General features: G+C 42.6%; 19 protein-coding genes. 9 read left to right on the forward strand and 10 right to left on the reverse strand.

What is annotated here, in order from left to right:
• Window positions 1-32: 32 nt before the first annotated feature.
• Genes AC19MV_RS16250 through AC19MV_RS16265 form a run of 4 tightly spaced genes read right to left on the reverse strand, consistent with a single transcriptional unit; the run spans window position 33 to window position 6,294 of the window.
• Window positions 33-1,319 (reverse strand): MFS transporter, encoded by a 1,287-nt coding sequence (locus AC19MV_RS16250; protein WP_432399443.1) that lies wholly within the window; start codon window positions 1,317-1,319, stop codon window positions 33-35.
• Entirely contained in the window at window positions 1,316-1,663 is a 348-nt protein-coding gene (locus AC19MV_RS16255; protein WP_160054082.1) for a cupin domain-containing protein, read from the reverse strand. The genes AC19MV_RS16250 and AC19MV_RS16255 overlap by 4 nt, the downstream gene beginning before the upstream one ends.
• A gap of 48 nt (window positions 1,664-1,711) precedes the next feature.
• Window positions 1,712-3,961 carry a heparinase II/III domain-containing protein gene (locus tag AC19MV_RS16260; RefSeq protein ID WP_498308895.1) on the reverse strand — a complete coding sequence of 750 codons (2,250 nt, stop codon included), beginning with the start codon at window positions 3,959-3,961 and terminating at the stop codon, window positions 1,712-1,714.
• Between the two features lie 44 nt (window positions 3,962-4,005).
• Window positions 4,006-6,294 carry a polysaccharide lyase 6 family protein gene (locus AC19MV_RS16265; protein WP_498308826.1) on the reverse strand — a complete coding sequence of 763 codons (2,289 nt, stop codon included), beginning with the start codon at window positions 6,292-6,294 and terminating at the stop codon, window positions 4,006-4,008.
• Window positions 6,295-6,865: 571 nt separating this feature from the next.
• Here AC19MV_RS16265 and AC19MV_RS16270 point away from each other — a divergent pair.
• A complete protein-coding gene (locus AC19MV_RS16270; RefSeq protein ID WP_432399441.1) occupies window positions 6,866-7,606 on the forward strand; it encodes a FadR/GntR family transcriptional regulator in 741 nt (246 codons plus the stop codon).
• Between the two features lie 469 nt (window positions 7,607-8,075).
• Here AC19MV_RS16270 and AC19MV_RS16275 read toward each other — a convergent pair whose 3' ends face one another.
• Window positions 8,076-9,221: a methyltransferase gene (locus tag AC19MV_RS16275; protein ID WP_498308827.1), complete on the reverse strand. Its 1,146-nt coding sequence runs from the start codon at window positions 9,219-9,221 to the stop codon at window positions 8,076-8,078.
• 196 nt (window positions 9,222-9,417) lie between these two features.
• On the opposite strand from AC19MV_RS16275, the gene AC19MV_RS16280 reads away from it, so the two are divergent.
• Window positions 9,418-9,828: a hypothetical protein gene (locus AC19MV_RS16280; RefSeq protein WP_498308897.1), complete on the forward strand. Its 411-nt coding sequence runs from the start codon at window positions 9,418-9,420 to the stop codon at window positions 9,826-9,828.
• Between the two features lie 12 nt (window positions 9,829-9,840).
• Here the strand turns inward: AC19MV_RS16280 and AC19MV_RS16285 are convergent, their stop codons facing one another.
• Entirely contained in the window at window positions 9,841-10,311 is a 471-nt protein-coding gene (locus tag AC19MV_RS16285; RefSeq protein WP_498308829.1) for a type II secretion system protein, read from the reverse strand.
• 201 nt (window positions 10,312-10,512) lie between these two features.
• Between AC19MV_RS16285 and AC19MV_RS16290 the strand changes: the two genes are divergently transcribed.
• Entirely contained in the window at window positions 10,513-12,273 is a 1,761-nt protein-coding gene (locus tag AC19MV_RS16290; RefSeq protein WP_498308899.1) for an ABC transporter transmembrane domain-containing protein, read from the forward strand.
• Window positions 12,274-12,348: 75 nt separating this feature from the next.
• Here AC19MV_RS16290 and AC19MV_RS16295 read toward each other — a convergent pair whose 3' ends face one another.
• Window positions 12,349-13,947 carry an AMP-binding protein gene (locus AC19MV_RS16295; RefSeq protein WP_498308831.1) on the reverse strand — a complete coding sequence of 533 codons (1,599 nt, stop codon included), beginning with the start codon at window positions 13,945-13,947 and terminating at the stop codon, window positions 12,349-12,351.
• A 466-nt stretch (window positions 13,948-14,413) separates the two neighbouring features.
• Here AC19MV_RS16295 and AC19MV_RS16300 point away from each other — a divergent pair, with 466 nt between their 5' ends.
• Window positions 14,414-16,981, forward strand: coding sequence for a TonB-dependent receptor plug domain-containing protein (locus tag AC19MV_RS16300; RefSeq protein ID WP_498308833.1), 2,568 nt, complete (start codon window positions 14,414-14,416; stop codon window positions 16,979-16,981).
• A 94-nt stretch (window positions 16,982-17,075) separates the two neighbouring features.
• Here AC19MV_RS16300 and AC19MV_RS16305 read toward each other — a convergent pair whose 3' ends face one another.
• Window positions 17,076-17,597 (reverse strand): thioredoxin family protein, encoded by a 522-nt coding sequence (locus AC19MV_RS16305; RefSeq protein ID WP_498308835.1) that lies wholly within the window; start codon window positions 17,595-17,597, stop codon window positions 17,076-17,078.
• Between the two features lie 109 nt (window positions 17,598-17,706).
• Here AC19MV_RS16305 and AC19MV_RS16310 point away from each other — a divergent pair, with 109 nt between their 5' ends.
• On the forward strand, window positions 17,707-18,324 hold the full coding sequence (locus tag AC19MV_RS16310; protein WP_498296933.1) for a LysE family translocator: 618 nt from the start codon (window positions 17,707-17,709) through the stop codon (window positions 18,322-18,324).
• Between the two features lie 42 nt (window positions 18,325-18,366).
• Here AC19MV_RS16310 and AC19MV_RS16315 read toward each other — a convergent pair whose 3' ends face one another.
• On the reverse strand, window positions 18,367-18,684 hold the full coding sequence (locus AC19MV_RS16315; RefSeq protein WP_498308837.1) for a DUF3144 domain-containing protein: 318 nt from the start codon (window positions 18,682-18,684) through the stop codon (window positions 18,367-18,369).
• A gap of 256 nt (window positions 18,685-18,940) precedes the next feature.
• Here AC19MV_RS16315 and ung point away from each other — a divergent pair, with 256 nt between their 5' ends.
• Complete coding sequence (gene ung / locus AC19MV_RS16320; RefSeq protein ID WP_498297251.1) at window positions 18,941-19,600, forward strand: uracil-DNA glycosylase; 660 nt, start codon at window positions 18,941-18,943, stop codon at window positions 19,598-19,600.
• A 128-nt stretch (window positions 19,601-19,728) separates the two neighbouring features.
• Here ung and ispB read toward each other — a convergent pair whose 3' ends face one another.
• A complete protein-coding gene (gene ispB, locus AC19MV_RS16325; RefSeq protein ID WP_498308839.1) occupies window positions 19,729-20,700 on the reverse strand; it encodes an octaprenyl diphosphate synthase in 972 nt (323 codons plus the stop codon).
• 451 nt (window positions 20,701-21,151) lie between these two features.
• On the opposite strand from ispB, the gene rplU reads away from it, so the two are divergent.
• The 3 genes from rplU to cgtA all read left to right on the forward strand — a co-directional run bounded on the left by rplU (window position 21,152) and on the right by cgtA (window position 23,102).
• Window positions 21,152-21,463 (forward strand): 50S ribosomal protein L21, encoded by a 312-nt coding sequence (rplU, locus tag AC19MV_RS16330; RefSeq protein ID WP_432399430.1) that lies wholly within the window; start codon window positions 21,152-21,154, stop codon window positions 21,461-21,463.
• Window positions 21,464-21,479: 16 nt separating this feature from the next.
• Complete coding sequence (rpmA, locus tag AC19MV_RS16335; protein ID WP_160054094.1) at window positions 21,480-21,734, forward strand: 50S ribosomal protein L27; 255 nt, start codon at window positions 21,480-21,482, stop codon at window positions 21,732-21,734.
• Window positions 21,735-21,935: 201 nt separating this feature from the next.
• On the forward strand, window positions 21,936-23,102 hold the full coding sequence (gene cgtA, locus AC19MV_RS16340) for an Obg family GTPase CgtA (RefSeq protein WP_432399429.1): 1,167 nt from the start codon (window positions 21,936-21,938) through the stop codon (window positions 23,100-23,102).
• Window positions 23,103-23,116 lie beyond the last annotated feature (14 nt).

Here is a 23,116-nt window from a genome sequence, read left to right on the forward strand (position 1 = left end):
GTTAGCAAGCCTTTTTACTGATCATGAAGATATTATGATTTGGGTTTAACGGGTTGTATTTTTCCGCCTAACCATAACGATATTAACGCCAATGGTACCAGTGCCGCGCCTAAGATGAAGAAGGCTGTATAGTCGCCTCCTTGAGTCATCATTGGCACCAATTGAATGGTGATGATGACACTTAACACCGCCGACGTACCGCTAATGCCAGCTAATGTCCCCACGGTTTTACCTGAAAAATAATCGCTAGGTAAGGTTTGCACATTACCAATCGCGGTTTGAAAACCAAACAAAATAACCGCAATTAATCCCATCGCCAACCAAGGTGTGGCCGCTTGTGAGGTTAATAACAGGGCCGGAAGCATCACAACACAACCTAGTACAATCGCGCTGCGACGCGCTTTATTCACGGTCCAGCCACGACTTAATAAATGGCCGCTTAACCAGCCACCAAACAATGCGCCAATAGCTGCACCGACATAAGGCAACCACGCAAATGCACCAATTTCTTTAACGTCAAATCCAAATTTTTCATTTAAGTACAGTGGCAACCAGGCAACAAAAAGCCACCAAATAGGGTCAATAAAAAAGCGAGCTGAAATAACCCCCCATGCTTCACGATGGCTTAATAACTGGCTCATTGTAGGCACGTATTCTTTCGCTTGTTTCTCTTCACTTGAGCATTGTTGCCCGGTAAGAATATATTGGCGTTCAGTTTCGGTGATCCATGGGTGAGCATCAGGCGCTGACTTGTAGATAATCATCCATGGGATGATCCAGATAAGCCCTAAAGAACCAATCACAATAAACGTCGCTTGCCAGCCTAAAAAGGCATATAAAAAGGCAATGAGTGGCGGTGCAATAATAGAGCCCAAAGAGGCGCCTGAGTTAAAAATACCTTGAGCTAAGGCGCGCTCTTTAATTGGAAACCATTCTGCGTTGGCTTTAGTTGCACCCGGCCAGTTACCGGCTTCACCCAGACCTAAAATGGCTCTGAATATGGCAAATGACATGGCAGTGGCTGCAATAGCATGTAACGCAATGGAGACCGACCACACGACGATGGACAGTAAAAAGCCTAAACGTGTGCCAATAGCATCAAAAATCTTACCAAACAAAGACTGACCGATAGCATAAGAGATCATAAACACCGTAATAATGTTGGCATAATCGCTTTTATCTAAACCTAAGTCTTCGGCAATGCCAGGCCACATAATCGCAAGCGCGGAGCGGTCGATATAGTTAATCACGGTGGCTAGGGCGACTAAACTCACCACTAGCCAACGTAAATGCTTTAGCTTGAATGGACTGTTTTTCATGCTAAGTCCTCAACAAAGTCTTCACGTGGCGGGCTAAAGGTATCGATTAAAATACCGCCAGTTGGACACACCGCGCCGTGATCTACATGAGGCGGAACAAAAAAGCTGTCACCGGCATGGAGTATTTGAATCACGCCGTCGACATTGACATGAAACTCGCCTTCTACAACATACGAGACTTGCGAATGACGGTGGGCATGTACATAGCCTTCTGCGCCTTTATCAAACCAAATTTTAACTGCCATCAACTCATGGTTATAACCCAGCATTTGACGCTTTAATCCACCGCCAATATCCTGTATTTCTGTTTTATCGCCAAAGCCAAAATGTTGATTCTGTTTCATAGTCGATGCTCCTAAATTTTTGTTATTGATTTACTAATTATTGATTTGCTAATTAAGTTCGTTCATTTCGATTAATTGGGCTCGTCCTGTAAAAGGGTATGCCACACCATTGATGTTTATGACACTGTGCGTTTTAGAGGTAATTGCCTGCTCAGTTTGATTGATGGCAAGTAAGTATTGCTGGCCATCGGTAAAGCTAATTTGCACCGCTTCGAGCTCTGCTTGCTGGTAATGAATGAGCTTGGCGACCTTGCTGGTGGCATCAAGGGTGTATTCTTTAGCTGGATTGTATTCACCGTGCGGTTCAATCACGCTGACATAGGTGTGGTTAGTGGCAGTGACTCGGTGAATAAACGCCTGCTGTTGGCGTAAGTTCATGTTTGGGTCATTAGCCCCTAATTGAGTAAACAACATCTGTTGTTGAGTGGCACTGTTGGAGTGAGTGTTGACTAACGTGCTGTAGCTGTAAAAACGGCCGTTGTCGTTTAGCCATGTCACTCTTGCCAGTGTATTGTCAGTATTGTCTTGTGCTAAGTTAGCCTTTGCTAACAACCATAAGTGCTGATAGCCGTGTTTTGTGCCTAATGTTGACAGTTGTGTCAGTGATGCTTCACGGCTAAAGCTGGTGTCGATTAACTGCCCTTCATAGTGCACAGGTAGGTCGTACTGATGAGGCTTGTTTGCATTCACTTGCAGGATATCAATTCCGAATACAGCATCGCGTTTTTCAATTTGAATTAACGCTTGAGTGCGCTTGAACTTAACGTCTTCATAGGCGCTGTCAATGGATGCCGAAGCAATCGTGAGCCCGGGTTGTGGGTCAAAAAAGTGTAACGTGGGATGAAACTGATTTGCCGTTTTAACTTTGCCATTAAAGTGGCTTGTTTCATCAACCACGAGGGTGTTGTGCGCAATGGTTTGCTTAGCCCAGGAATCGTTTTCGGGTAAATATCCACCGCCAAATTTAGCTTCAATATTTAAAAAGCGTGCCGCGCCATAGTCCGAGATTATTTCATTACCCGCATCATAAAATTGCCAGGTGAGCTTATCAAAATGGCCATGACCTAAACCTTGCTCAGTGGCTTTAAATACTATGGCTTGATCGGTGGCGTGACCCTGGCGCATAACGACTAACGCACCTTTGTCACCTTGTTTACCATCTCGATATAAAGCAGAAGTAAATGGGAAGGGTTGCATAAGCCCTTTGTCTAGTGCTTGTGCCACTTTGAGGCCGTCACCGGTAAGTAGGATATTGTGTTGTTGTTTAGCGATATCTAATAGTTGAGGATCGCTGTTTATCCCATAAGCAATCGCGACACCATTCACTAGCTCTATAGTATCGATAGCTTTGCTTTTTATGGCGTCGTTAAGTGGAAACAACAGTGTGTTGTAACTGAGCGCGACCGAAGTATTGATGGCTTTGAGTAAGATGCCATCTCGGTATTGAAAAATCTTTCGTTGCGGCTCATTTTGCTCAATGGCTTTAGCAAAAGTGACAAACGGCATTAAGGCATAACGTTGATAATAAGGACCTTCGTTGTAATAACCGTCTGGTGAAAATAACTCGTCGAGTTGGCGCATAAAGCCGCCTTTTTTCGATAAGGTTAAATCATACAATGCTCGCTCAACCCATAATGGTTTGCCCAAAACATAGCCGCTCATGCCCACCGCAGCAGTGGCCCATGTTCCGTGGTTATGCACTTTGTTAAACGTGCGTGGCGACTGCTCAGACAAAAACAATACTGCAGGCGTAATTGCGCCTGTTTCAATACGTTCACGTTCAGATGGTGTTAACGAGTCATAAATAAAATCATAGGCTTGGACTGTGTGCATTAACCAAACGGCTTCGTTTAGCCCTTGCCAAAATAATTTACCTTCGTTGCTGCTTTTGCGTTTTGGGTGCAATGGAAGCTCAGGATAAAGTTTGGCATATTGCAACAGCATGTCTTTTACGTATGTCGCGTATTTTGTCTCTCCGGTGAGTTGGTAAATGATGCCTGTGTCGTACATTTGCTGATAATTACTTTTGTGTTTTTCGTGGGTATATCCACCGCCAGCATCAACAGGTACAGGGACCTCAATAGGTTGAGTGAGCCCAAGATCCACTTCAGTTCGCTTGGCATAAAATGCATCTTGAAACGCGCCAGGCTGAGTGATGGCCAGCTGCATGGCGGCTACGTCTTGCTGATTAATCACAAGGTTTGGATGGTTAGCCGCAAATACCGGCATGGCTGCGCTAAACGAGGTAAATGTTATGAATGTCAGGCTGGCGAATAGGGCAATACTGTACTTATGCATGCTCTGGATTAACTGACTTTTGCCATTGTCTTGCTTGATGTGATTCATCGTGTTTGCACTTCGTTATTGTTGATATTGGCAGTGTGTTTTCCTTGAGTGACAAACTCTGTCACCTGTGGGGCTGGGGTATTAATGAGCTGATTATTAGCGATGGTCGTTTGCGGTTCTCCTACTGTATGGAAAACGCTAATGGAGGCACTGTCGGTAAATGTGTTGTGTGCTATTTGGCTTACCTGAACGCCATGCAGATTCAATATTGACTCAGTTTGATTTTGCTGGCCTTTACCCACATGGGTGAACTGATTGTGGCTAACTAATACATGCGGGCCAAAGGTGCTTTCATCGGTGCCGCCGCGATAAACCGTGGCAACAATACCGCCAATATCGTCAAACTGATTGTGCGTTAGGTTAAGGTATTCGGCGTTATAGATACCGATGTCGTCGGTTTCTTTATTCAGGCGAAAAACATCACCACTAATGAGACGGAACTGGCTGTTATTCACATTAATCGTATCGGCAAAAGCACGACTGCCTGAGTCGAAAAAATGAAAGGCATTACTGTTATTGAGTTGCTCGACAATGCTATTACTCATGTCAAAACGGTAGTTGGTCAACATGCCCCATTTTAGCGTTCTGATAACACTGTTGCCTGGCGCATCTGGGCTGAGTTGGCCGTTAATGACAAGCCCTTCGAGTTGTAAGTTACCGTTGTTTTGAATTTCAAATAGACTTGGGCGTTCAAAACTAACAATGGCTTGATGCGTGTTTGCGGCTTTAAACGTTAAGGTTTTATTGATAGCAAGCAGGGTATCGATGTTGTATTGGCCATCGCTGAGTAATAATGTGTCACCCGATAATGCTGCTGCCACGGCATTGCCTAACTCTCCATCGGCATTGCTGACCTTAATAACCTTGCCTGATTGAAACTCAACAGTGGGTTCAGATTTAGGATACCAAGTAGGACCCGTTTGCTGTTTAGTTGTGGGGACTAATGTACTACTGACGCCATACTGTGCAAACCTGGTATCACTAGGATATAACAAACCGTTGGCCGCACGAGTCAAGGTAATATTTTGGGTGCTTATGCCCTTTTTTATGATTGGATTTAAGTCTTTGCTGGCAAAGTTAGTGATGTTGTCGCTAAAGCGCAAACCGCTTATGTCGTCATGCAAACTCAATGGGGATTGTGGGTTGATAAAAAGGTTTTGAGTGAGCGTGCTGTCTTTAGGTGGAGCCGAGCGTTCGCTGTCACTGCCTGCTGCCAGTTCTATGTGGTCTAAGTTAATAAAGCTGTTGTGGTTAATATTGGCATTCACCACCTGGTGATAACGATTAATCGGCGAGTTTGGCACGCCATTCATAATGGTAAATCCGCTACCAAACCGCGTACCCTTGAGCCCTTCAAGATAGTTGTTGGTGACGGTTTGATCGCGATTAATAATGCGGATCCCACCAGTGTGGTCAATACCGTTACCGAAGAAAATATTACTGTCGATAATATTACCGTTGCCATGCCTTAGGGTTAATGTGCCCCGAGACTGGTAAAACAAATTGTTTTGTATGCGGTTTTTTCCTGACTTAACCGAAATGATTTCAACTTCACCGTCACAGCGATCAAAGTAGTTATTTTCGACCACGGTAAATGAGTTGGTCAGTGAGTGATGGCTAGTGCCAATTCTAATGGTTTCACCGCCATTAGAGCCCAAAATAGGTCGAGGGCCAAAATAGTTGTGATCGATTCGATGATGATTTTGTTGATTTTGCTCACCTTCAAGGCGAACTGCTAATGTGACTCCAGCATTACGTTTACCAACAAAATGACTATGATCGAGGCGATTGTGCTGGCCGTACATGCCAATCCAATTATCTGACATTTGGCGGTCTGGGTTGTTGTAATTGTCGATAACGACTTCGGTGATACGCGAATGATTGGCAAGCTCGGTATCGCTCTTCTTAAAGGCAATGACTTCATTAGTTGGTGTGAAGCCATCTTTAAATACTAGGCCCGAAACCTGCAGATATTCGCCAGCCAGTTGAAGGTTAGATTGGCCAGACAAGATAACGCTGCCTTTGGTTTGGGCCGTTAATGTCACAGGGTGTTTAGCAGTGCCTTTAGCTGTAAATACGATTTCAAAGTCTTGCCAGGTGCCATTTTGTAAAATGATGCTATCGCCTGGTTGCAGCAGCTTTAATACTTGCTGATATTGCGCTTGCGATGTCACCAAGTGTTCTTGTGCATTCACCTGAGCCGTCAAGGGTATAAGCAGTGATAACACCAATAGTTGTCTGAGTAACCCATACGTAAATGGTGTGTGGGAGTTGAATGGGTTCATGTTGTCTCTCTAGTCGAGCCTAATTAATTTTCTACCAATGAATCTATGTAAATAGGTAGAGCTGATAACCTTCACTATGAAAAACACGTTTAGCGTTTGAGTGTCACAATTTGTCATTGTGTTAGCGTGTCTGCATCAAAGGGGGTTTAAGGAATGATTTAAGGCTTAAAGGTGATGAAATGAGGTACACAACATGATTGCATTAGGTTGTTTGTTCGCTTTGAGTCTGTTTGCAATACTATTTATTTTGTTAAATTTCACGTTAATCTCCCCAGATTTGTGCATTCGTTCTGTCAGCGGAACATGCCGCTATTAAGGCATGTTGAACATAACTTTGCGCCTGAATAGAAACTAACCAACAATTAACATCGTGTCAACCAATTTGCTTTACCAATTGACGTGTTTTTATTGCTAATTGTTATTACCAATGCTTTTAAAGCCCGGACAATGTGCTATTATTTTTATTATGTGAGTGGCATGTCATGTTATTAGTTGTTTGCTGTCACGGTTTTAACCGATAATATGTCAGTATTAAACCACTAAATTGGTTTTACTTTTCGAAGGAAGGTATATGAAAAACCGTCGTTTATTTTGGCGAATAGTCGATACGATTGAAGCCTCCATCGCCTGTGGCGAGTATCCGGTAGGCAGTCGTTTACCCCCAGAGCGAGAGCTTGCAGAGAAGTTTGAAGTCAGCAGGCCGACCATTCGTGAAGCGATTATTGCGTTAGAAGTACGTGAAAAAGTGGAAGTGAAAACCGGCTCTGGTGTTTATGTTGTCAATAATCAAAAGCAAAGTGTTAGTGTAAACAGTGTAAACGCTTTTGAGTTGACTCAAGCTCGTGCGCTTGTAGAAGGTGAAATCGCCGCATTAGCCGCTAAGACCATCACAGCAGAAGAGCTTGAAAAGCTCCACGGTACCTTAGTGATGATGAAAGACATGCAAAATGTCGAAGAAGCAGATGAACTGTTTCATCAAATTATCGCTTACTCCACTCGCAATGGTGCGCTAATTAATTTGTTTGAAAATATGTGGTCATTGCGTTCATCAAGTAACGAAATCATTGAAGATTATAATATTGTCTGCAGTACCGACAATAATAAAACCTTGGCCGAGCATACGGCGATTTATGAAGCGTTATCTGCCCATGATGCTGCTGAAGCGCGACTCGCAATGCATAAGCATTTTAATAGATTAATCAATGTGTTATTTGATAAGTTAGAACAACAAGCTTTGGAAGAAGTGCGCCGTAAAAATAGTGCGAACCGGGATTTATACTCGATTGAGAATTTAGTTAAAATCAAAGGCTAAATGGCTTTCCAACATTACATTGATGATCAAACGCGCTAGCATTTTTGTTAGCGCGTTTTTTTATGTTCCATCATAAAAAAAGACCCCAAAGATAACTAAGGGGCCGACTAGTGGTATGAGACAGAGGAGCTCAACCTTAAAATAAGCGACATCCATGTCGAGTGTTGTCATATGTTGATGGGGTAAACCTAAACGTAAACCTGAATTTGGGCCACTATCGACTACAAAATTCGACTATAAAATTTGGTTTAAGTTAAGTTGGTAATACGATTTTAGTCTTTGGTTATGACTTGTGTCAACCAATTTAGTTTATTGGTAAGTCCAATTTTGTGGGTGGTCACAATTACAATTGGGGAGTGTAAATGGACGTAATGCAGTAATGCAGTAATGCAATAATGAAAATGAATTGTTGGCGGTAAATCATCCGATACCCAAGCGCTCGTGCTTAGGTATCGGTTATCTTGTCGGATTATTTTTTAGCTTGTAATATGACGAATTTCCCGTTGGCGGCAATTGTTGTGCAGTTATTAAAAATACGTTTTATTTTAACGTGGTAGGCTAAGTGCCGGTTGCCGACAACATGTAAAATACCGCCTGTTTTTAAGCGCTTGTACGCATCAACAAACATTTGCCATGCAATATGATCGGTAATGGCTTCACCCTGATGAAAAGGGGGATTACACAGTACCAGATCTGGGCTGATCTCATCGGGTAAATTAGTTAAGCAATCATCCCAATAAAAATGTCCGTGTGGCGCGTTATCAGAAGACTCTAATGCATTGTGCTGCCAATTATGCTTTGCCGATGCGATGGCCATATCAGAGTCGTCAACAAAGTGAATTTGCGCTTGTGGGTAACATTGTTTTGCATGAAGCCCCAAAATGCCATTACCACACCCTAAATCAACAACATGTGTAAAGTCTCCCTTAGGCATGTTATCGAGCATTATTCTCGCGCCTATATCTAATTTATTTGCTGCAAACACATTTGCTAAGTTGCTGATAGTCAGTCCTAACTCGTTCACCTTCCAATTAACTGGTGCTGCGATAGTACGGGCATTACCATCACTGATACAGCTAATCACTCGGGTGTTTTTCCAGGCTAAGCTGGCACTTGATTGACCTAAATTTTTGTCAATAAGGCTGAGTAAGGCTGCATTTATCGACTTGGCTTTAGCTGAAATTAATACCGCTGTTCCCGCAGGGAGGATGGTTGATAATCGGGCAAGCTGTTGGCCAAAATAATGGAGGTTTTTAGGTAACTTCATTAATACCAGTTGAGTATTGCGCGGCAGAGCCTCACGGCTATTAATGATTTGCAAAGACTCAGGCGTTAAATGATTGTGCTGTAAATTATACTGGCAACCGAGCAAACTGGTTTTTGCATCGGTTTCGAGGGTGATTGGCCACTGATTGTTAACGGTGGTTAACGCACAGGTTAATGTGCCAAAACTGTCATTCAGTATGGCTGTTGGCACTACAGGCTGCTGACTATCGATTAAGTGTTTAATCAAATGTTCATCAGCGGCGTCCCATGCTTGTAAGTTTGAGGCTTGTTGAGTGGGGTAACGATAGAGCTCAAGTTCAATGCCTGCGCAAGCAAATTGGGTGGTCATGGGTGTATTACCTAAATAAAAAATTGTGATGAATTGCCAAGGAGGCGTTTATTGCGATCAATGCGGCTCAATAAACACTTGGTCATTATCTCAGATATCGCCTAGTAGCGCGAGAAATTGCGATGTCGACAAAGATTGCTATTCGCTAAGCGGTTGAGTAAATTGTCATTATCGTAAAGTATTTCAAGGGATAATGATGAAAGGTGCTGGTGGAACAAGCGGCGGTATAGGTCAATTTTTTATTGGCTTAGCCATGATGTGTGGCGGTTTTTACATGTTACTCAATGCCATCAAAGTGACCAGTTCATTTGGCTTTGGCAGTCATTTGTATCAATTGGGTGGTTTTGGATTAACGAGTGGCATGGTCATGATCCCATTTATGTTTGGGGTCGGGTTAATGTTTTATAACGGTAAAAACCCTCTGGGTTGGCTGCTTACCTTTGGGTCGTTAGTCGCTCTTATATTTGGCGTGATCAGCGCGATTAACTTTCGGTTTTCGTACATGAGCGCATTCGATTTAATTGTCATTTTAGTATTGAGTATTGGTGGCTTAGGGTTATTTTTGCGTTCATTAAAAAACATTGAAGCTCGTTATCCTGACGCTTAACGATAGTTGCGGTTAGCAACCGCTTGTTTCAACATTAATGATTGGCCGTGCAGTGGTTGATGTCGCTTGCCTATAGCGTAAATAACATTGGGCAACGCCAGCATCTTCTGCAATATCCCCATGCCAATAAATCCAAGCGCCAGAGTAAACACTTGCGCGTTTTTTCCAGTCGTCTGTAGGGATATTCATCAATAAATCTATACCCACAGCAGTGCCGTTGGGGTAACCATAAGCTAACACCACGTCTACACCATCAATATTGAGCGTGGTTGATGCAAGCCTTTCAACTCCCGCGATAGCGGCTTTAGAGTAGGTTAATGTCGCGGCAGATTGCATTGCTGCTTCCATTCCCACCATGGTGGAGACAATGGCTTCTTTACGTAAACTGATGAATTTACTGCTCGCAACGATGGCAAGTATTGCCAAAATGACAATCACAACAACGAGTTCGATTAAGGTGAACCCTTTAGGTTTGTTTAACATGTTTTGCATAGCCTATTTATTATTATTTGTTTTTTGTACCTATAGATTTTGGTTTGCCTAGTTTATTGGGTGTATAAGGCATCTACAATCTCACATTTTGTTGTTACTATCGTTTTATCTTAGTTTTATTTGCTGGTTATTACTGTGACGAACTCACCGACACCGCCATCTGATGTTACTGCTACTTCAGACTCGGCCTCAATTGTGACTACACCATACCGCGTCTTACCCTGGATTTTGCATTTTTTATCTCCTTATAAATTAAAGGTCTTTGCTGCCATCATCTTTTTGTTCATCGGTTCGCTTGCGTGGTTATCACTTGGGCAGGGCGTAAAAATGATGGTTGATGAAGGGTTTATTGCCGACAATGCCGCCAGATTAAATGAGATCATGTTGATTATTGTTGGGATTACCGCAATTAGTGGTACGGCGGTTTTTTGTCGATTTTATTTAATGACATGGCTGGGCGAGCGGGTAAGCGCAGACATCCGCTTGCAGGTTTATCAGCATTTGTTGTCGTTATCGCCAGGCTTTTTTGCTACTCAACGCACCGGTGAAGTCATTTCTCGATTTACTGCTGACAGTACGTTAATTCAAAGTGTGGTTGGGTCGAGCTTATCAATGGCATTGAGATCCGGCGTAACAGTCTTAGGCGGTATTGTTATGATGGGTTTTACCAGTGTAAAGCTGACTTTGCTGGTGTTGTTAGCGGTACCTTTAGTGCTGGGACCTGTGAGTTATTTTGGCCGTAAAGTTAGAGTGTTGTCGCGTAAAAGCCAAGATCGTGTCGGTGATTTAGGCGCATATATTGATGAAACCTTACATGAAATCCATACCGTTCAAGCTTATACCCATGAAGCAAAAGATCGCCAACTATTTTCCGATCGCGTAGAGGCGGTAATGGATGTGGCAAAAGGGCGTATTAAGTATCGTGCTTTATTGATTTCTACTGTGATGTTTTTAAGTATTGGTGCCATTGCATTTGTGACCTGGGTCGGCGCAAAAGATGTGATGAGCGGTAACATTAGTGCCGGAGAGCTATCAGCATTTATGTTTTATGCCGTCATGGTGGCCGGCGCAGTCGCGACAATTAGCGAAGTATTTAGTGAAATTCAACGTGCATCTGGTGCGGCAGAACGCTTAATGGAACTGGTTTATACCCCCGTTGATATTCCGCAGCAAGCTGTACCCAATCAATTGAGTTTGCCAGTAAAAGGGTTACTGCATTTCAATAATGTAGTGTTCGCATACCCCTCTGACAGCGGCCAAAATGTCATCCGGCAATTGTCGTTAACCATTCAGCCTGGAGAGCGTGTCGCGCTTGTTGGACCCAGTGGTGCAGGTAAAAGTACTCTGTTTGAGTTAATGATGCGTTTTTACCAACCCAAAGCCGGGCAAATCTTATTAGATGATGTTGATATTGCAACCTTGTCTTTAACTGATTTACGTCAGCAGTATGCATTAGTCCCGCAAGAGTCGGTCATTTTTGCAATGAACGTGCTTGAAAATGTGCGTTACGGTCGTTTATCTGCATCTGACAATGAGGTCATGCAGGCGTGTGTTGCTGCTAAAGCGGATGAGTTTATCCGCGAATTTACTGATGGCTACGCAACGTATCTTGGTGAGCGCGGCGTGAGATTGTCGGGTGGCCAAAAGCAACGAATTGCCATTGCCAGAGCCATTTTAGCTGACAGACCATTGTTGTTACTTGATGAGGCGACCAGTGCCTTAGATGCGGTGAGTGAAGTTAAAGTGAAGCAAGCCCTTGATTCATTAATGGCAAAACGCACCACTGTGATTATTGCTCACCGATTAGCGACGGTGATTAATGTTGATCGGATTTTTGTGATGGATAAAGGTCAGTTAGTTGCGAGCGGCACCCATAATGAATTGATGACTAGCAATGCGTTATATCGGGAATTTGCCAGTCTGCAATTGCTGATGGACAGCGAACCCGCTTAGTGAGTATGGTTTTTAATAAAAAAAGATGCCGAGGCATCTTTTTTTATTGTGCAAACAATTAAAGATATTGTGAGCTTATTTACGCAGTTCCCGGCGTAAAATTTTACCTACGGTACTTTTTGGCAGTTGCTCTGTAAATTCAATAATCCGCGGTACCTTGTAGGCCGTTAATTGGCTGCGACAATAGTCATTAATAACTTGTTTCGTCGCTTCTAGGTCGGCAGAAGGTTGTTTTAATACAATAACGGCTTTTACGGCTTCGCCAGTACGTTCATCATCGACACCCACAACCGCACACTCAAGCACGAGTTCATTGGTTGAAAGTACGTCTTCAACTTCATTTGGGTAAACATTAAAGCCTGAAACGATAATCATGTCTTTTTTACGATCGACAATGGTGTGGTAACCATCTTCGCTAGCAATGCCAATATCACCCGTTTTAAAGAAACCATCTTGGGTCATGACTTTGGCTGTTTCTTCAGGTTTGTTCCAATATCCTTGCATCACTTGCGGTCCACGAACAGCTAACTCACCGGCTTGGCCAGTGGCGACTTCATTGTCATCCATATCCAGCACTTTAACCTCGGTGCCCAATACCGGTTTACCAATTGTGCCAAGGCGTTGATAGCCTGGTGAGTTCAAACTGACAACCGGTGATGTTTCTGACAGACCATATCCTTCAGAAATCATGCAACCAGTGGTTTGTTGCCATAAATTTGCCGCGGCACTGGTTAAGGCGGTACCGCCTGAAATAGTGATGGTCATTTTACTGAAATCTAAGGCTTTAAATTCTGGTTGATGGCATAAGCCCACAAACAAAGTGTTTAACCCCGCAAACCCGGTAAAAGGGTAGGTTTTCATTGTATTGATTAACCCTGCGATATCGCGTGGGTTAGGGATCAACACCGAGCAACTACCCGATTCAAAATACAACACTAAATTCACCATAAACGCATAAATATGATAAATCGGTAGCGGCGCAACAAATACATCATGACCTTGATTCATGGTGCTTGCGACACGTGATTTTACTTGAGCAGAGTTGGCTAAAAGGTTGCCATGATTGAGCATCGCACCCTTTGATAAACCCGTTGTGCCACCAGTATATTGCAAGGCAATTAAGTCATTATGATTGGGCGTTACTACTTGATATTGCTGTTTTGCCCCTTCTGCTAGCACGTCTAAAAACGTCATTGTAGCAAACGGCGCTTCTGGTTGCGGCTGTGCCTCAATCAAGTCCATCGCGTGAGTTGATATGACCAACTCAACCGGAGTGTTATTGACCACATTGGTTAATGTGGGTAATAAATCGGATAACACGACTAAGGCTTTGGCTCCAGAGTCATTAAACTGGTGGGTTAGTTCCCGTTCGGTATACATAGGGTTGGTATTGACTAACACCATACCTGCGCGAATTATGCCATATGCTGCTATAACAAATTGAGTAATATTAGGCAGTTGAAGTGCAACCCTATCGCCTGGTTGTAAATTGGTGCAATGTTGTAAGTAAGCTGCAAAATGGCGTGAATCACGTTCTATTTCACTGAATGTGGTGTCTTTTCCTAAACAGGCATATGCCGTGTTATCAGCAAACTTGTGACAAGATTTCTCAATGAGATCGACGATAGATGTGTATTGCTGTAAATCGAGTGTTGAATCAGCATCATAAGCCATGCTTACCCCCAGTAAATTTTGAGTTGTTATTGTTTTTAAATCAAACGTCCGTTTAGATTATTCCTCTAAGCTACACGGGTCGCGTTTAATTGGCAAAGGTTGTATCAGGATTGCCATTTTTTTGTTATCACCCTCCGAACGCTGTCGAAAAAAGCGTTTATATCTGTGTAAATTTTTGTATACAATCGTGTTTTGTGGTTGTTTTGTCTGCAATGTGCATATTATTGAGAAAAAATCATAATGTGACATATGTCACTTAAAATCATATGTTTACCGTTTATAAAGCCGATGTATTATTTAGATACTGCTTATTAATCTCAGAAAGTGTTAGCAATTGTGTTTATGTTGTTATAAAAATGTAACTGGAATAGGGAGTATTTCGCATTTTAGACAAAACTGGTTTTAGGCATGAATCACCTACGACTTAGTTGAAACACAACAATAATAAGCAGTTGGGAAGATAATAATGATGCAATCAAAAAAAACTAAATTTGGCTTCAGCTCGTTAAGCTTGGCCATCTCTTTTGCACTTGCCGGAACAGTTGTCAGCTCACAAGCTTTCGCTGCAGACGAAGAAGTGGCAAAAAAAGAAAACGTTGAAAAAATTGCTGTCGTGGGTTCTCGCGCAGCACCTCGTTCAATTGGCGACTCGCCTGTCCCTGTTGATATTATTAGCAGTGATGATCTCAAGAAAAATGGTTCAACTGACATGATTGATATGTTGGTAACCTCTGTACCTTCATTTAACTCACGTGCGCAACCTATTAGTGATGCCGCAACGCTTGTTCGTCCTGTTAACCTTCGTGGCCTGCCATCAGACAGCACACTTATTTTAGTTAATGGCAAACGTCGTCACCGTGCTTCAGTTATTGCATTCCAGGGTGGCGGCATTAACGATGGTGCTCAAGGTCCTGATATTTCAGTTATCCCTGGTGTTGCGCTAAAGCAAGTAGAAGTGCTGCGTGATGGCGCAGCCGCTCAGTATGGTTCTGATGCGATTGCTGGTGTGATGAACTTTGTTTTAAAAGATGCCTCTGAAGGTGGTTCAATCACTGTTAGCCAGGGCGAGTATTACGAAGGTGACGGCGCTGCAACGACCATTGACGGTAACATAGGTTTACCTTTAACAGACGATGGCTTTGTTAACATCAGTGCGCAATATAAAACTGCAGATGCAACCAGTCGCAGTGTGCAGCGTCCAGATGCTGCTGCCATTGCTGATGCGGGCAACACCTCAATTCTTAATCCAGCACAAACCTGGGGTAATCCAGAGATCAATGATGATTTTACCGTATTTGTAAACTCTGGTTTTGATATCAATGATAACACTCACTTGTATGCATTTGGTAACGTGTCATCACGTGAAGCTACAGGTGGTTTCTATTATCGTAATCCGCAAGATCGTGATTTAGTTTATTCAAAAGTGAATCCTGATACAGGTGAAAAGGAATTGTTGGTTGGTGCTATAAATGGTGATCAGTCAACTTGTAGTGCTGTACCCGCTAACGTTCCAAACGTGCTAAATACACCTGAATATTTAGCAATGGTTGCCGATCCTAACTGTTTCTCAATGAACCAAATCCGTCCAGGCGGGTATACCCCTCAATTTACCGGTAAAATTGAAGATATGTCTTTCTTTGCAGGTATTAAAGGGACGTCTGGCGAATGGAATTATGATGTCAGTGCTGGCACCGGTAGTAATAAATCCACTTTTGGTTTAAAAAATTCACTTAACCCATCTATGGGTTTAGAGACACCAACTGACTTTGATACTGGCTCATACGAGCAAATAGAAACCACCTTTAACGCTGATATGAATCGTTTTGTGACCATTGGTGGTTTAGAAGATATTAGCTTTGCTACTGGTTTTGAATGGCGCGAAGAGTCATTTGAGATTGGTCAAGGTGAAGAGGCATCGTGGATTGCCGGCCCTTATGCAGACCAAGGCTTTAACATCGGTTCGCACGGTTTTAAAGGGTTTGGACCAGAATCGGCAGGTAAGAACAAGCGTAACAACATCGGTGTATATACCGACGTTGAAGCGTACCTAACAGATGACATCTTACTTGGTGTTGCACTGCGTTATGAAAACTTCTCTACCTTTGGTGACACGTTAAACTATAAGTTAACTGCTCAGTATATCGCTACTGATGAGTTGTCGTTCCGTGCATCTCACAGTACTGGTTTCCGTGCTCCAACGGTGGGTCAAGAAAACGTAGTAAATACCCAAACATCAATTGTTAATGGCGAATTAATTCAGACCTTTATTGCACCGCCTACAAATCCACTAGCCGCATTTTATGGTGGTGAAACGTTAAAGCCGGAAGAGTCTGTCAGTTATGCAGTTGGTTTTGTGTATGAATATGAAAATTTATTCTTAACCGTTGATTACTACAATATTGAAGTGACAGGTCGTATTGCACAATCGAGTCAGATTGATGTGGAAGCTAGTGATTACGATGCGTTAAGAGCGGCTGGGGTTGAGTTCCCGGAGCTAATTTCAGCAGTAACCTACTATTCCAATGACTTTGATACCACCACTCAAGGTGTTGATATTGTAGGCTCTTACAGTATGGACATGTTTTCTGGTGATGCTAAGTTTAGCCTAGCGTATGGCTGGACAGACACCTCAGTTGATAAGTTTGACGAAGCCACAACAGACTTAGGTAAAGTGCGCCGTTTAGAAGATGGTATTCCTGCACACCGTGCTACATTAACGTGGGGCCAGAGCTGGGATGATCTAAGTACGTCTGTTCGTGCGAACTACTTTGGTGAGTACTACGCGACACATGCTGATGACACGTCTGATTGGGGGTCTGAAACCGCTGATGCCGCTGTGACAATTGATGTTGAAGTGAGCTACGCTGTGATGGATAACCTGACTGTTTCAGTCGGCGCGAACAACATATTCGACCAAGAAGCGCAAAAGCTTAAAGATGGCACATTAGGCGCATTAGGTGCGGTGTACTACGAAAGTGGTCCATTTGATTACAACGGTGGCTACTACTACGGCCGTGTAAACTATCGCTTCTAAGCACTGATACAACGCTAATAACACTCACAATAGTGAGCGCTATGAATAAAAAAGACTGCTTCGGCAGTCTTTTTTTATGGTGTTTAGTGGGCGTTTAATGTGCGACTAAAGATAAAGCTTTAGCTATATCGTCGATAATTAACACTTTAGGTAGCTCAATACCGTCCGGATAGGCAGCGCCATATATTTTATTAAATGGTGTACCCGCTACACCTTGTTGCCCCATGTATTGCTCGATAACCGCATCAGCTTCTGTCCAGTTACCTTGCATAAGCACAATGTGTGGTTGGTTTAGTTGATTAACCACTTGTTCTCGATGCAACACATTTGCCTTGTTTGTTTGGCAGGGTATGCACCAATCGGCTGTAATATCGACAAACACAATGTTACCTTGAGACACGTACTCTGCAATTTTATCTGGTTCTAGCGGTTGCCAACGCAAAGCCTGGTAAGCTAAATAATCTTCACCTTTATTGACAAATGCAATGACCCCTGCAAAACATATTCCCATAAATACCAACATCATAATCACAAGTGTTGGGATTGCTTTACCATTGATTTTAGCCCAAATGAGCCCCGCCACGGCAGTAAAAATGACTGCCAGTAATATCATCATTAAAATCGTCATAGGGCCTGTTATTTGTTTATGTAAATGTAAAGTAAGGTAACATTAGCAGGGCACGCTTAACTGGTAGTTAAAATAGTGAATAGAAAATAGAGGTGTTATGACGTTTAGTACTTGGCTGGGGTTGTTAGCCATTTGTTGTTTAGGGGCGATGTCGCCAGGACCGAGTTTAGCCATGGTTGTTCGGCACACATTAAGCGGTGGTCGTTTACATGGCGTAGTTTGCGCATGGGCTCATTCGATTGGAATCGGTATTTATGCGTTAGTGACGTTGCTGGGATTAGCTGTAGTGCTTAAGGCTTCGCCAATAATTTTTAACGCGATAGCCATAATCGGGGCGCTTTATTTAGCCTGGATAGGCATACAATCATTGCAGTCAAAGGGCGGTATGCAACAAAAGTTAGCGGCTGGAAAACCGAGTAGCTTATGGGAAGCTGCACGCGACGGTTTAGCCATTTCATTGTTCAACCCTAAGATTTTATTGTTTTTTTTGGCATTGTTCAGTCAGTTTGTTCTTGCGGCTCAAACACCCGTTGGTCAAGGCTTGATTGTGCTGACTCCGCTAGTCATTGATGGGCTGTGGTATACCATTATCGCGTTTGTATTATCGCATTCTGCCGTATTACCGAAGTTGCGTGAAAAGTCGCAATTGATTGATAGGTTGTCTGGTGTGGTATTAATTTTATTGGCAATTAGAGTGATTTACTCACTTGTTTAACTGACTAAGCCATCGAGTATGATGGCTTAATCATATTAACGTTTAATCTGCTTTAAACATTTTGACTGCATCATCAGCCGGTTGCTGTGCAGGAACTGGTGGGTTAGCAATATGGTCGTCTAGGTTTTCGTTTAACATAGCCTTGAATTCGTTTGAAAACCACTCTAAAGCATTGTCTTTTTCAGCAGCTAAATCAGTTGATTTAATGGCGGCTTCGAAAGCGTTAAAGCGTGCAGAAGCAAATCTCATTGCGGTTCCAACTTTGCCAATATCATTTTCTTGTTGGCTTAATTGATTGGCTAGCGCGATAAATTGATCGGCAATTTGGTACATGGTGAGTTCAGTTTTTTGTTCAGACATCAGATCCACTTTGTCGGTGAGTTAGTTTCAATCGAGTGTAACGATTTCTATATAAAATATCAGGTAAAAAATTGTCTATTGAGATCTTTATCTACGATTTTATTGTTGTTATTCAGCAGTAATGTTTGGCTGAGAACATTTTTCAGTGCAACTGTTATCCATGATAATGATTGATTTTTAGGTGTTGGTTCGTGATTAATGGTTTGTCATGCCATCATATTTTTAGGTACGTATTTTGATAAAAGGAAACATCATGATGGCCAGCTGGGAAACATTTTTAGCGCAGCAATCGTCTCAATTATATTATCAGCAACTGCAACAATTTATTGCTAAGCAGCGATCGCAAGGAAAAGTGATATACCCGCCAGACGACGAAGTGTTTACAGCATTTGATTTAACGCCTCTAAATCAGGTTAGAGTAGTGGTATTAGGGCAAGATCCTTATCATGGCCCTAATCAAGCGCATGGGCTGTCTTTTTCAGTTAAAAAGGGGGTTAAGACGCCACCTTCGTTAGCCAATATGTACAAGGAGCTGAAAAATGATATTGAGGGCTTTAATGTCCCTGTGCATGGTGAGTTGTCCGCATGGGCTAAGCAGGGCGTATTACTATTAAATACTGTGCTCACTGTCGAGCAAGGTGCTGCTCATTCTCATGCAAAATCAGGATGGGAAATATTTACAGATAATGTATTAATCGAGCTGAACCAACAGAATGCTCCCATAATATTTGTTTTTTGGGGAAACCATGCCATTAAGAAAGGTCGCTTGATTACAGCATCACAACATAAGGTGTTAACCGGCCCGCACCCATCGCCCTTGTCTGCTTATCGTGGATTCTTTGGATGTCAGCACTTTTCGAAAATTAATCAAATGTTGGTGGCGCAAGGTGATAAACCAATCGATTGGCAAGTGTAAATGTTGAAAAAGCAGGGCGCATTTAGTTAATGATAAATGCGCCATTGTAGAAAACGATTTTAGATATTCGCTGTGGTTAATAACAGTGGTTAATGACTGTGATTAATGACTGTGATTAATGACTGTGATTAATTGTTGCGGTTCACAGAGAGGTGAGCCAATGAAATTAGAGCTTGCTTATAATCACTTTCAGGTAAAATACTTAAGGCATCAATTGCTTTTTGAGCTTCAACCTGAGCTTTCTCCTGGGTATACAATAATGCGCCAGACTCATGCAGCGCAGTTAAAATCTCATCAATGGCTTTAGTGCCATCGCTTTGTTCAATGGCTTCACGAATGAGCTGTTTAGCTGCATCTGAACCATTTTCCATGGCATAGATTAGCGGAAGCGTTGGTTTACCTTCAGCCAAGTCATCACCAATGTTTTTACCTAACTCATCGGCATTGGCGGTGTAATCGAGTAGATCATCGGTTAGCTGGAATGCGGTGCCTAAAAATTTACCGTAATCACCTAAGGCTTGTTCTTGCTCTGGGCTCACATTGGCTAATACACCGGCTAATTGGGTTGCGGCTTCGAATAACTTTGCCGTTTTGCAATAAATCACCCGCATGTAGTTTTCTTCGCTGGTATTGGCGTCGTTACAGTTCATTAACTGTAATACTTCGCCTTCAGCAAGCACATTCGTTGTATGCGCTAGGACTTTCAGCACTTTCATGCTGTCTAGTTCAGTCATCATTTGGAATGAGCGGGTGTAGAGAAAGTCGCCAACCAATACGCTAGCACTATTGCCAAACAGTGCATTTGCCGTTTCACGACCACGACGCAGTGTAGACTCATCAACAACGTCGTCGTGCAGTAACGATGCGGTGTGGATAAACTCGATAATGGCAGCCAGCTTGAGGTGTTGCTCACCTTTATAATCAACCGCTTTAGCCGCTAATATTGATAATAACGGACGTAAACGCTTACCACCGCCATTGATAATGTAATAACCAAGCTGGTTAATTAGGGCTACATCAGATTCAAGTTGTTTGTATATCAGCTGATTGACTGCTTGCATATCAGTGTCAGCCAGTTGACGAATGGCGTTTAAATCCATAATAGTCTCTGGTTGTTGGGCGACAGGGTTCGCACCCTTTAATTAGTCATATCGAATTTGAGCGCATATCTTACAGGATATCAACGCTGTTTTTCAAAGTAAGTATTGTATCAAATATGTGTTACATAATGCTGTTCTAGTATAACTTTACTTGTTTACTGCCCATTTAGTTCAAAAAGACGCTATTTAATGACAGCATGTCAGTGTTTTATCGCTTAATAGAGAACGTTGTTCTCGAAGGATAATATGTTAGCTAATTTTTATCACTCGCACATTAGCTAATGATGAATAGTGTGCAGTTATGTGCCCTTTTTTATTTGAATGTGAATTAGGGCTTGCCTGATGATAATTCTTCGCGTAGAATCCGCGCCCATTGTCATTAAAAGTTTTTTAGCACCTAGTCTCGTCAATTATATGAGTTAGTGTGTTAGTCATTTGGAGTGAAATAGCTATGTACGCTGTTTTTCAAAGTGGCGGAAAGCAACACCGTGTTGCTGAAGGTCATACAGTTCGTTTAGAGAAATTAGAAGTTGCTACTGGTGAAACCATTGAATTCGATCAAGTTTTATTGATCGCTGATGGTGAAACAGTGCATGTTGGTGCTCCTTTAGTTGCTGGCGGTAAAGTCGTAGCTGAAGTAGTTGGCCACGGTCGCGGCGAAAAGGTAACTATCGTTAAGTTCCGTCGTCGTAAGCATCACGACAAGAAGATGGGCCACCGTCAGTGGTTCACTGAAGTTAAAATCACTGCGATTAACGCATAATTTAGGAGTCTAACTCATGGCACATAAAAAAGCTGGCGGTTCTACTCGTAACGGCCGCGATTCAGAAAGTAAACGTCTTGGTGTTAAGCGCTTTGGCGGTGAATCAGTTCTAGCTGGTAACATTATCGTTCGTCAACGTGGTACTAAATTCCACGCTGGTATTAATGTAGGTGTTGGTCGTGACCACACACTATTCGCATTAACAGACGGTAAAGTAAAGTTTGAAGTTAAAGGTCCTAATAACCGTAAGTTTATTAGCATCGAAGCTTAATTCTCTACTAAGCTAGATCTCGAAAGCCCTGCCTATGGTGGGGCTTTTGTGTTTTTTATATCATTAAACTTCATTTGATAGTTTAATGATTTTGTTTATATGCAGTAGGCGATATCGTGATGAATGCTATCTTCAGCGCTTTCCTGCAAATCCCAGTGATTTGGGGTTATAATTACAGATTAAGTGGCGTCAGGAGTCAGTATGAAGTTTGTTGATGAAGCGAATATTCGCGTAGAAGCGGGTGACGGCGGAAGCGGTTGCGTCAGTTTTAGACGCGAAAAGTATGTTCCAGATGGTGGTCCTGATGGCGGTGACGGTGGTGATGGCGGTAGTGTATTCCTACAAGCTAACGAAAACCTAAACACGCTAATCGATTACCGTTTTACTCGTTTCCATATGGCTGAACGAGGAACTAATGGTCGTGGTCGTGATTGTACTGGTCATGGCGGCACTGATTTGGTTCTTCAAGTACCTGTTGGTACACGCGCTATCGATCAAGAAACCGAAGAATCATTGGGTGATTTAACTGCACATGGACAAAAGCTACTTGTTGCTAAAGGTGGTTTCCACGGTTTAGGCAATGCCCGCTTTAAAAGCAGTACCAACCGTGCGCCACGTCAAAAGACATTGGGTACGCCTGGTGAAGTACGTTCAATCAAACTTGAATTATTATTGCTTGCGGATGTGGGTTTGTTAGGTATGCCAAATGCCGGCAAGTCTACTTTTATTCGCTCAGTTTCTCGTGCTACACCTAAAGTTGCCGATTATCCCTTTACCACGTTAGTGCCAAATTTGGGTGTTGTTAATCCACGCCCTGGTCAAAGCTTCGTGATTGCCGATATTCCTGGTCTTATTGAAGGTGCTGCAGAAGGTGCTGGTTTAGGTATTCGTTTCTTAAAGCATCTTGAACGCTGTCGTATGTTGTTACACATCATCGATATTAAACCTATTGATGGTAGCGATCCTGTGCACTCAGCACGTGCAATTGTTGGCGAACTTGAAAAATACTCGCCAAAATTAGCGGCGAAGCCACGTTGGTTAGTCTTTAACAAAACTGACTTGTTACTTGAAGAAGAGTTACAAGAGAAAATGGATGCGATTGTCAAAGAGTTAGATTGGCAAGGCGATGTATACACTATGTCTGCTTATAATCGTACCGGTACTGAAGCATTGAGCATCAAGATGCTTGATTACATTCGAAGTATCCCAGTGGTTAAAGAAGAAATTACTGCTGATGCTGATGTTGAGTTCAAGTGGGATAACTATCATCAGGGTACTGAAGAATCCGTCAACGAAGATTATGATGATGATTTTGATGATGATTTCGATGATGATGATTATGATGTCGAAGTTATTTACCAACGTTAATTTGCTCATTTGAG

This window comes from Shewanella sp. MF05913 (assembly GCF_059758095.1).

Bases quoted from the DNA above. Each gene is read 5' to 3' on its own strand.
- AC19MV_RS16250 (WP_432399443.1), bottom strand. From the start codon at position 1,319: ATGAAAAACAGTCCATTCAAGCTAAAGCATTTACGTTGGCTAGTGGTG.
- AC19MV_RS16255 (WP_160054082.1), bottom strand. From the start codon at position 1,663: ATGAAACAGAATCAACATTTTGGCTTTGGCGATAAAACAGAAATACAG.
- AC19MV_RS16260 (WP_498308895.1), bottom strand. From the start codon at position 3,961: ATGCATAAGTACAGTATTGCCCTATTCGCCAGCCTGACATTCATAACA.
- AC19MV_RS16265 (WP_498308826.1), bottom strand. From the start codon at position 6,294: ATGAACCCATTCAACTCCCACACACCATTTACGTATGGGTTACTCAGA.
- AC19MV_RS16270 (WP_432399441.1), top strand. From the start codon at position 6,866: ATGAAAAACCGTCGTTTATTTTGGCGAATAGTCGATACGATTGAAGCC.
- AC19MV_RS16275 (WP_498308827.1), bottom strand. From the start codon at position 9,221: ATGACCACCCAATTTGCTTGCGCAGGCATTGAACTTGAGCTCTATCGT.
- AC19MV_RS16280 (WP_498308897.1), top strand. From the start codon at position 9,418: ATGAAAGGTGCTGGTGGAACAAGCGGCGGTATAGGTCAATTTTTTATT.
- AC19MV_RS16285 (WP_498308829.1), bottom strand. From the start codon at position 10,311: ATGTTAAACAAACCTAAAGGGTTCACCTTAATCGAACTCGTTGTTGTG.
- AC19MV_RS16295 (WP_498308831.1), bottom strand. From the start codon at position 13,947: ATGGCTTATGATGCTGATTCAACACTCGATTTACAGCAATACACATCT.
- AC19MV_RS16300 (WP_498308833.1), top strand. From the start codon at position 14,414: ATGATGCAATCAAAAAAAACTAAATTTGGCTTCAGCTCGTTAAGCTTG.
- AC19MV_RS16305 (WP_498308835.1), bottom strand. From the start codon at position 17,597: ATGATGATATTACTGGCAGTCATTTTTACTGCCGTGGCGGGGCTCATT.
- AC19MV_RS16310 (WP_498296933.1), top strand. From the start codon at position 17,707: ATGACGTTTAGTACTTGGCTGGGGTTGTTAGCCATTTGTTGTTTAGGG.
- AC19MV_RS16315 (WP_498308837.1), bottom strand. From the start codon at position 18,684: ATGTCTGAACAAAAAACTGAACTCACCATGTACCAAATTGCCGATCAA.
- ung (WP_498297251.1), top strand. From the start codon at position 18,941: ATGGCCAGCTGGGAAACATTTTTAGCGCAGCAATCGTCTCAATTATAT.
- ispB (WP_498308839.1), bottom strand. From the start codon at position 20,700: ATGGATTTAAACGCCATTCGTCAACTGGCTGACACTGATATGCAAGCA.
- rplU (WP_432399430.1), top strand. From the start codon at position 21,152: ATGTACGCTGTTTTTCAAAGTGGCGGAAAGCAACACCGTGTTGCTGAA.
- rpmA (WP_160054094.1), top strand. From the start codon at position 21,480: ATGGCACATAAAAAAGCTGGCGGTTCTACTCGTAACGGCCGCGATTCA.
- cgtA (WP_432399429.1), top strand. From the start codon at position 21,936: ATGAAGTTTGTTGATGAAGCGAATATTCGCGTAGAAGCGGGTGACGGC.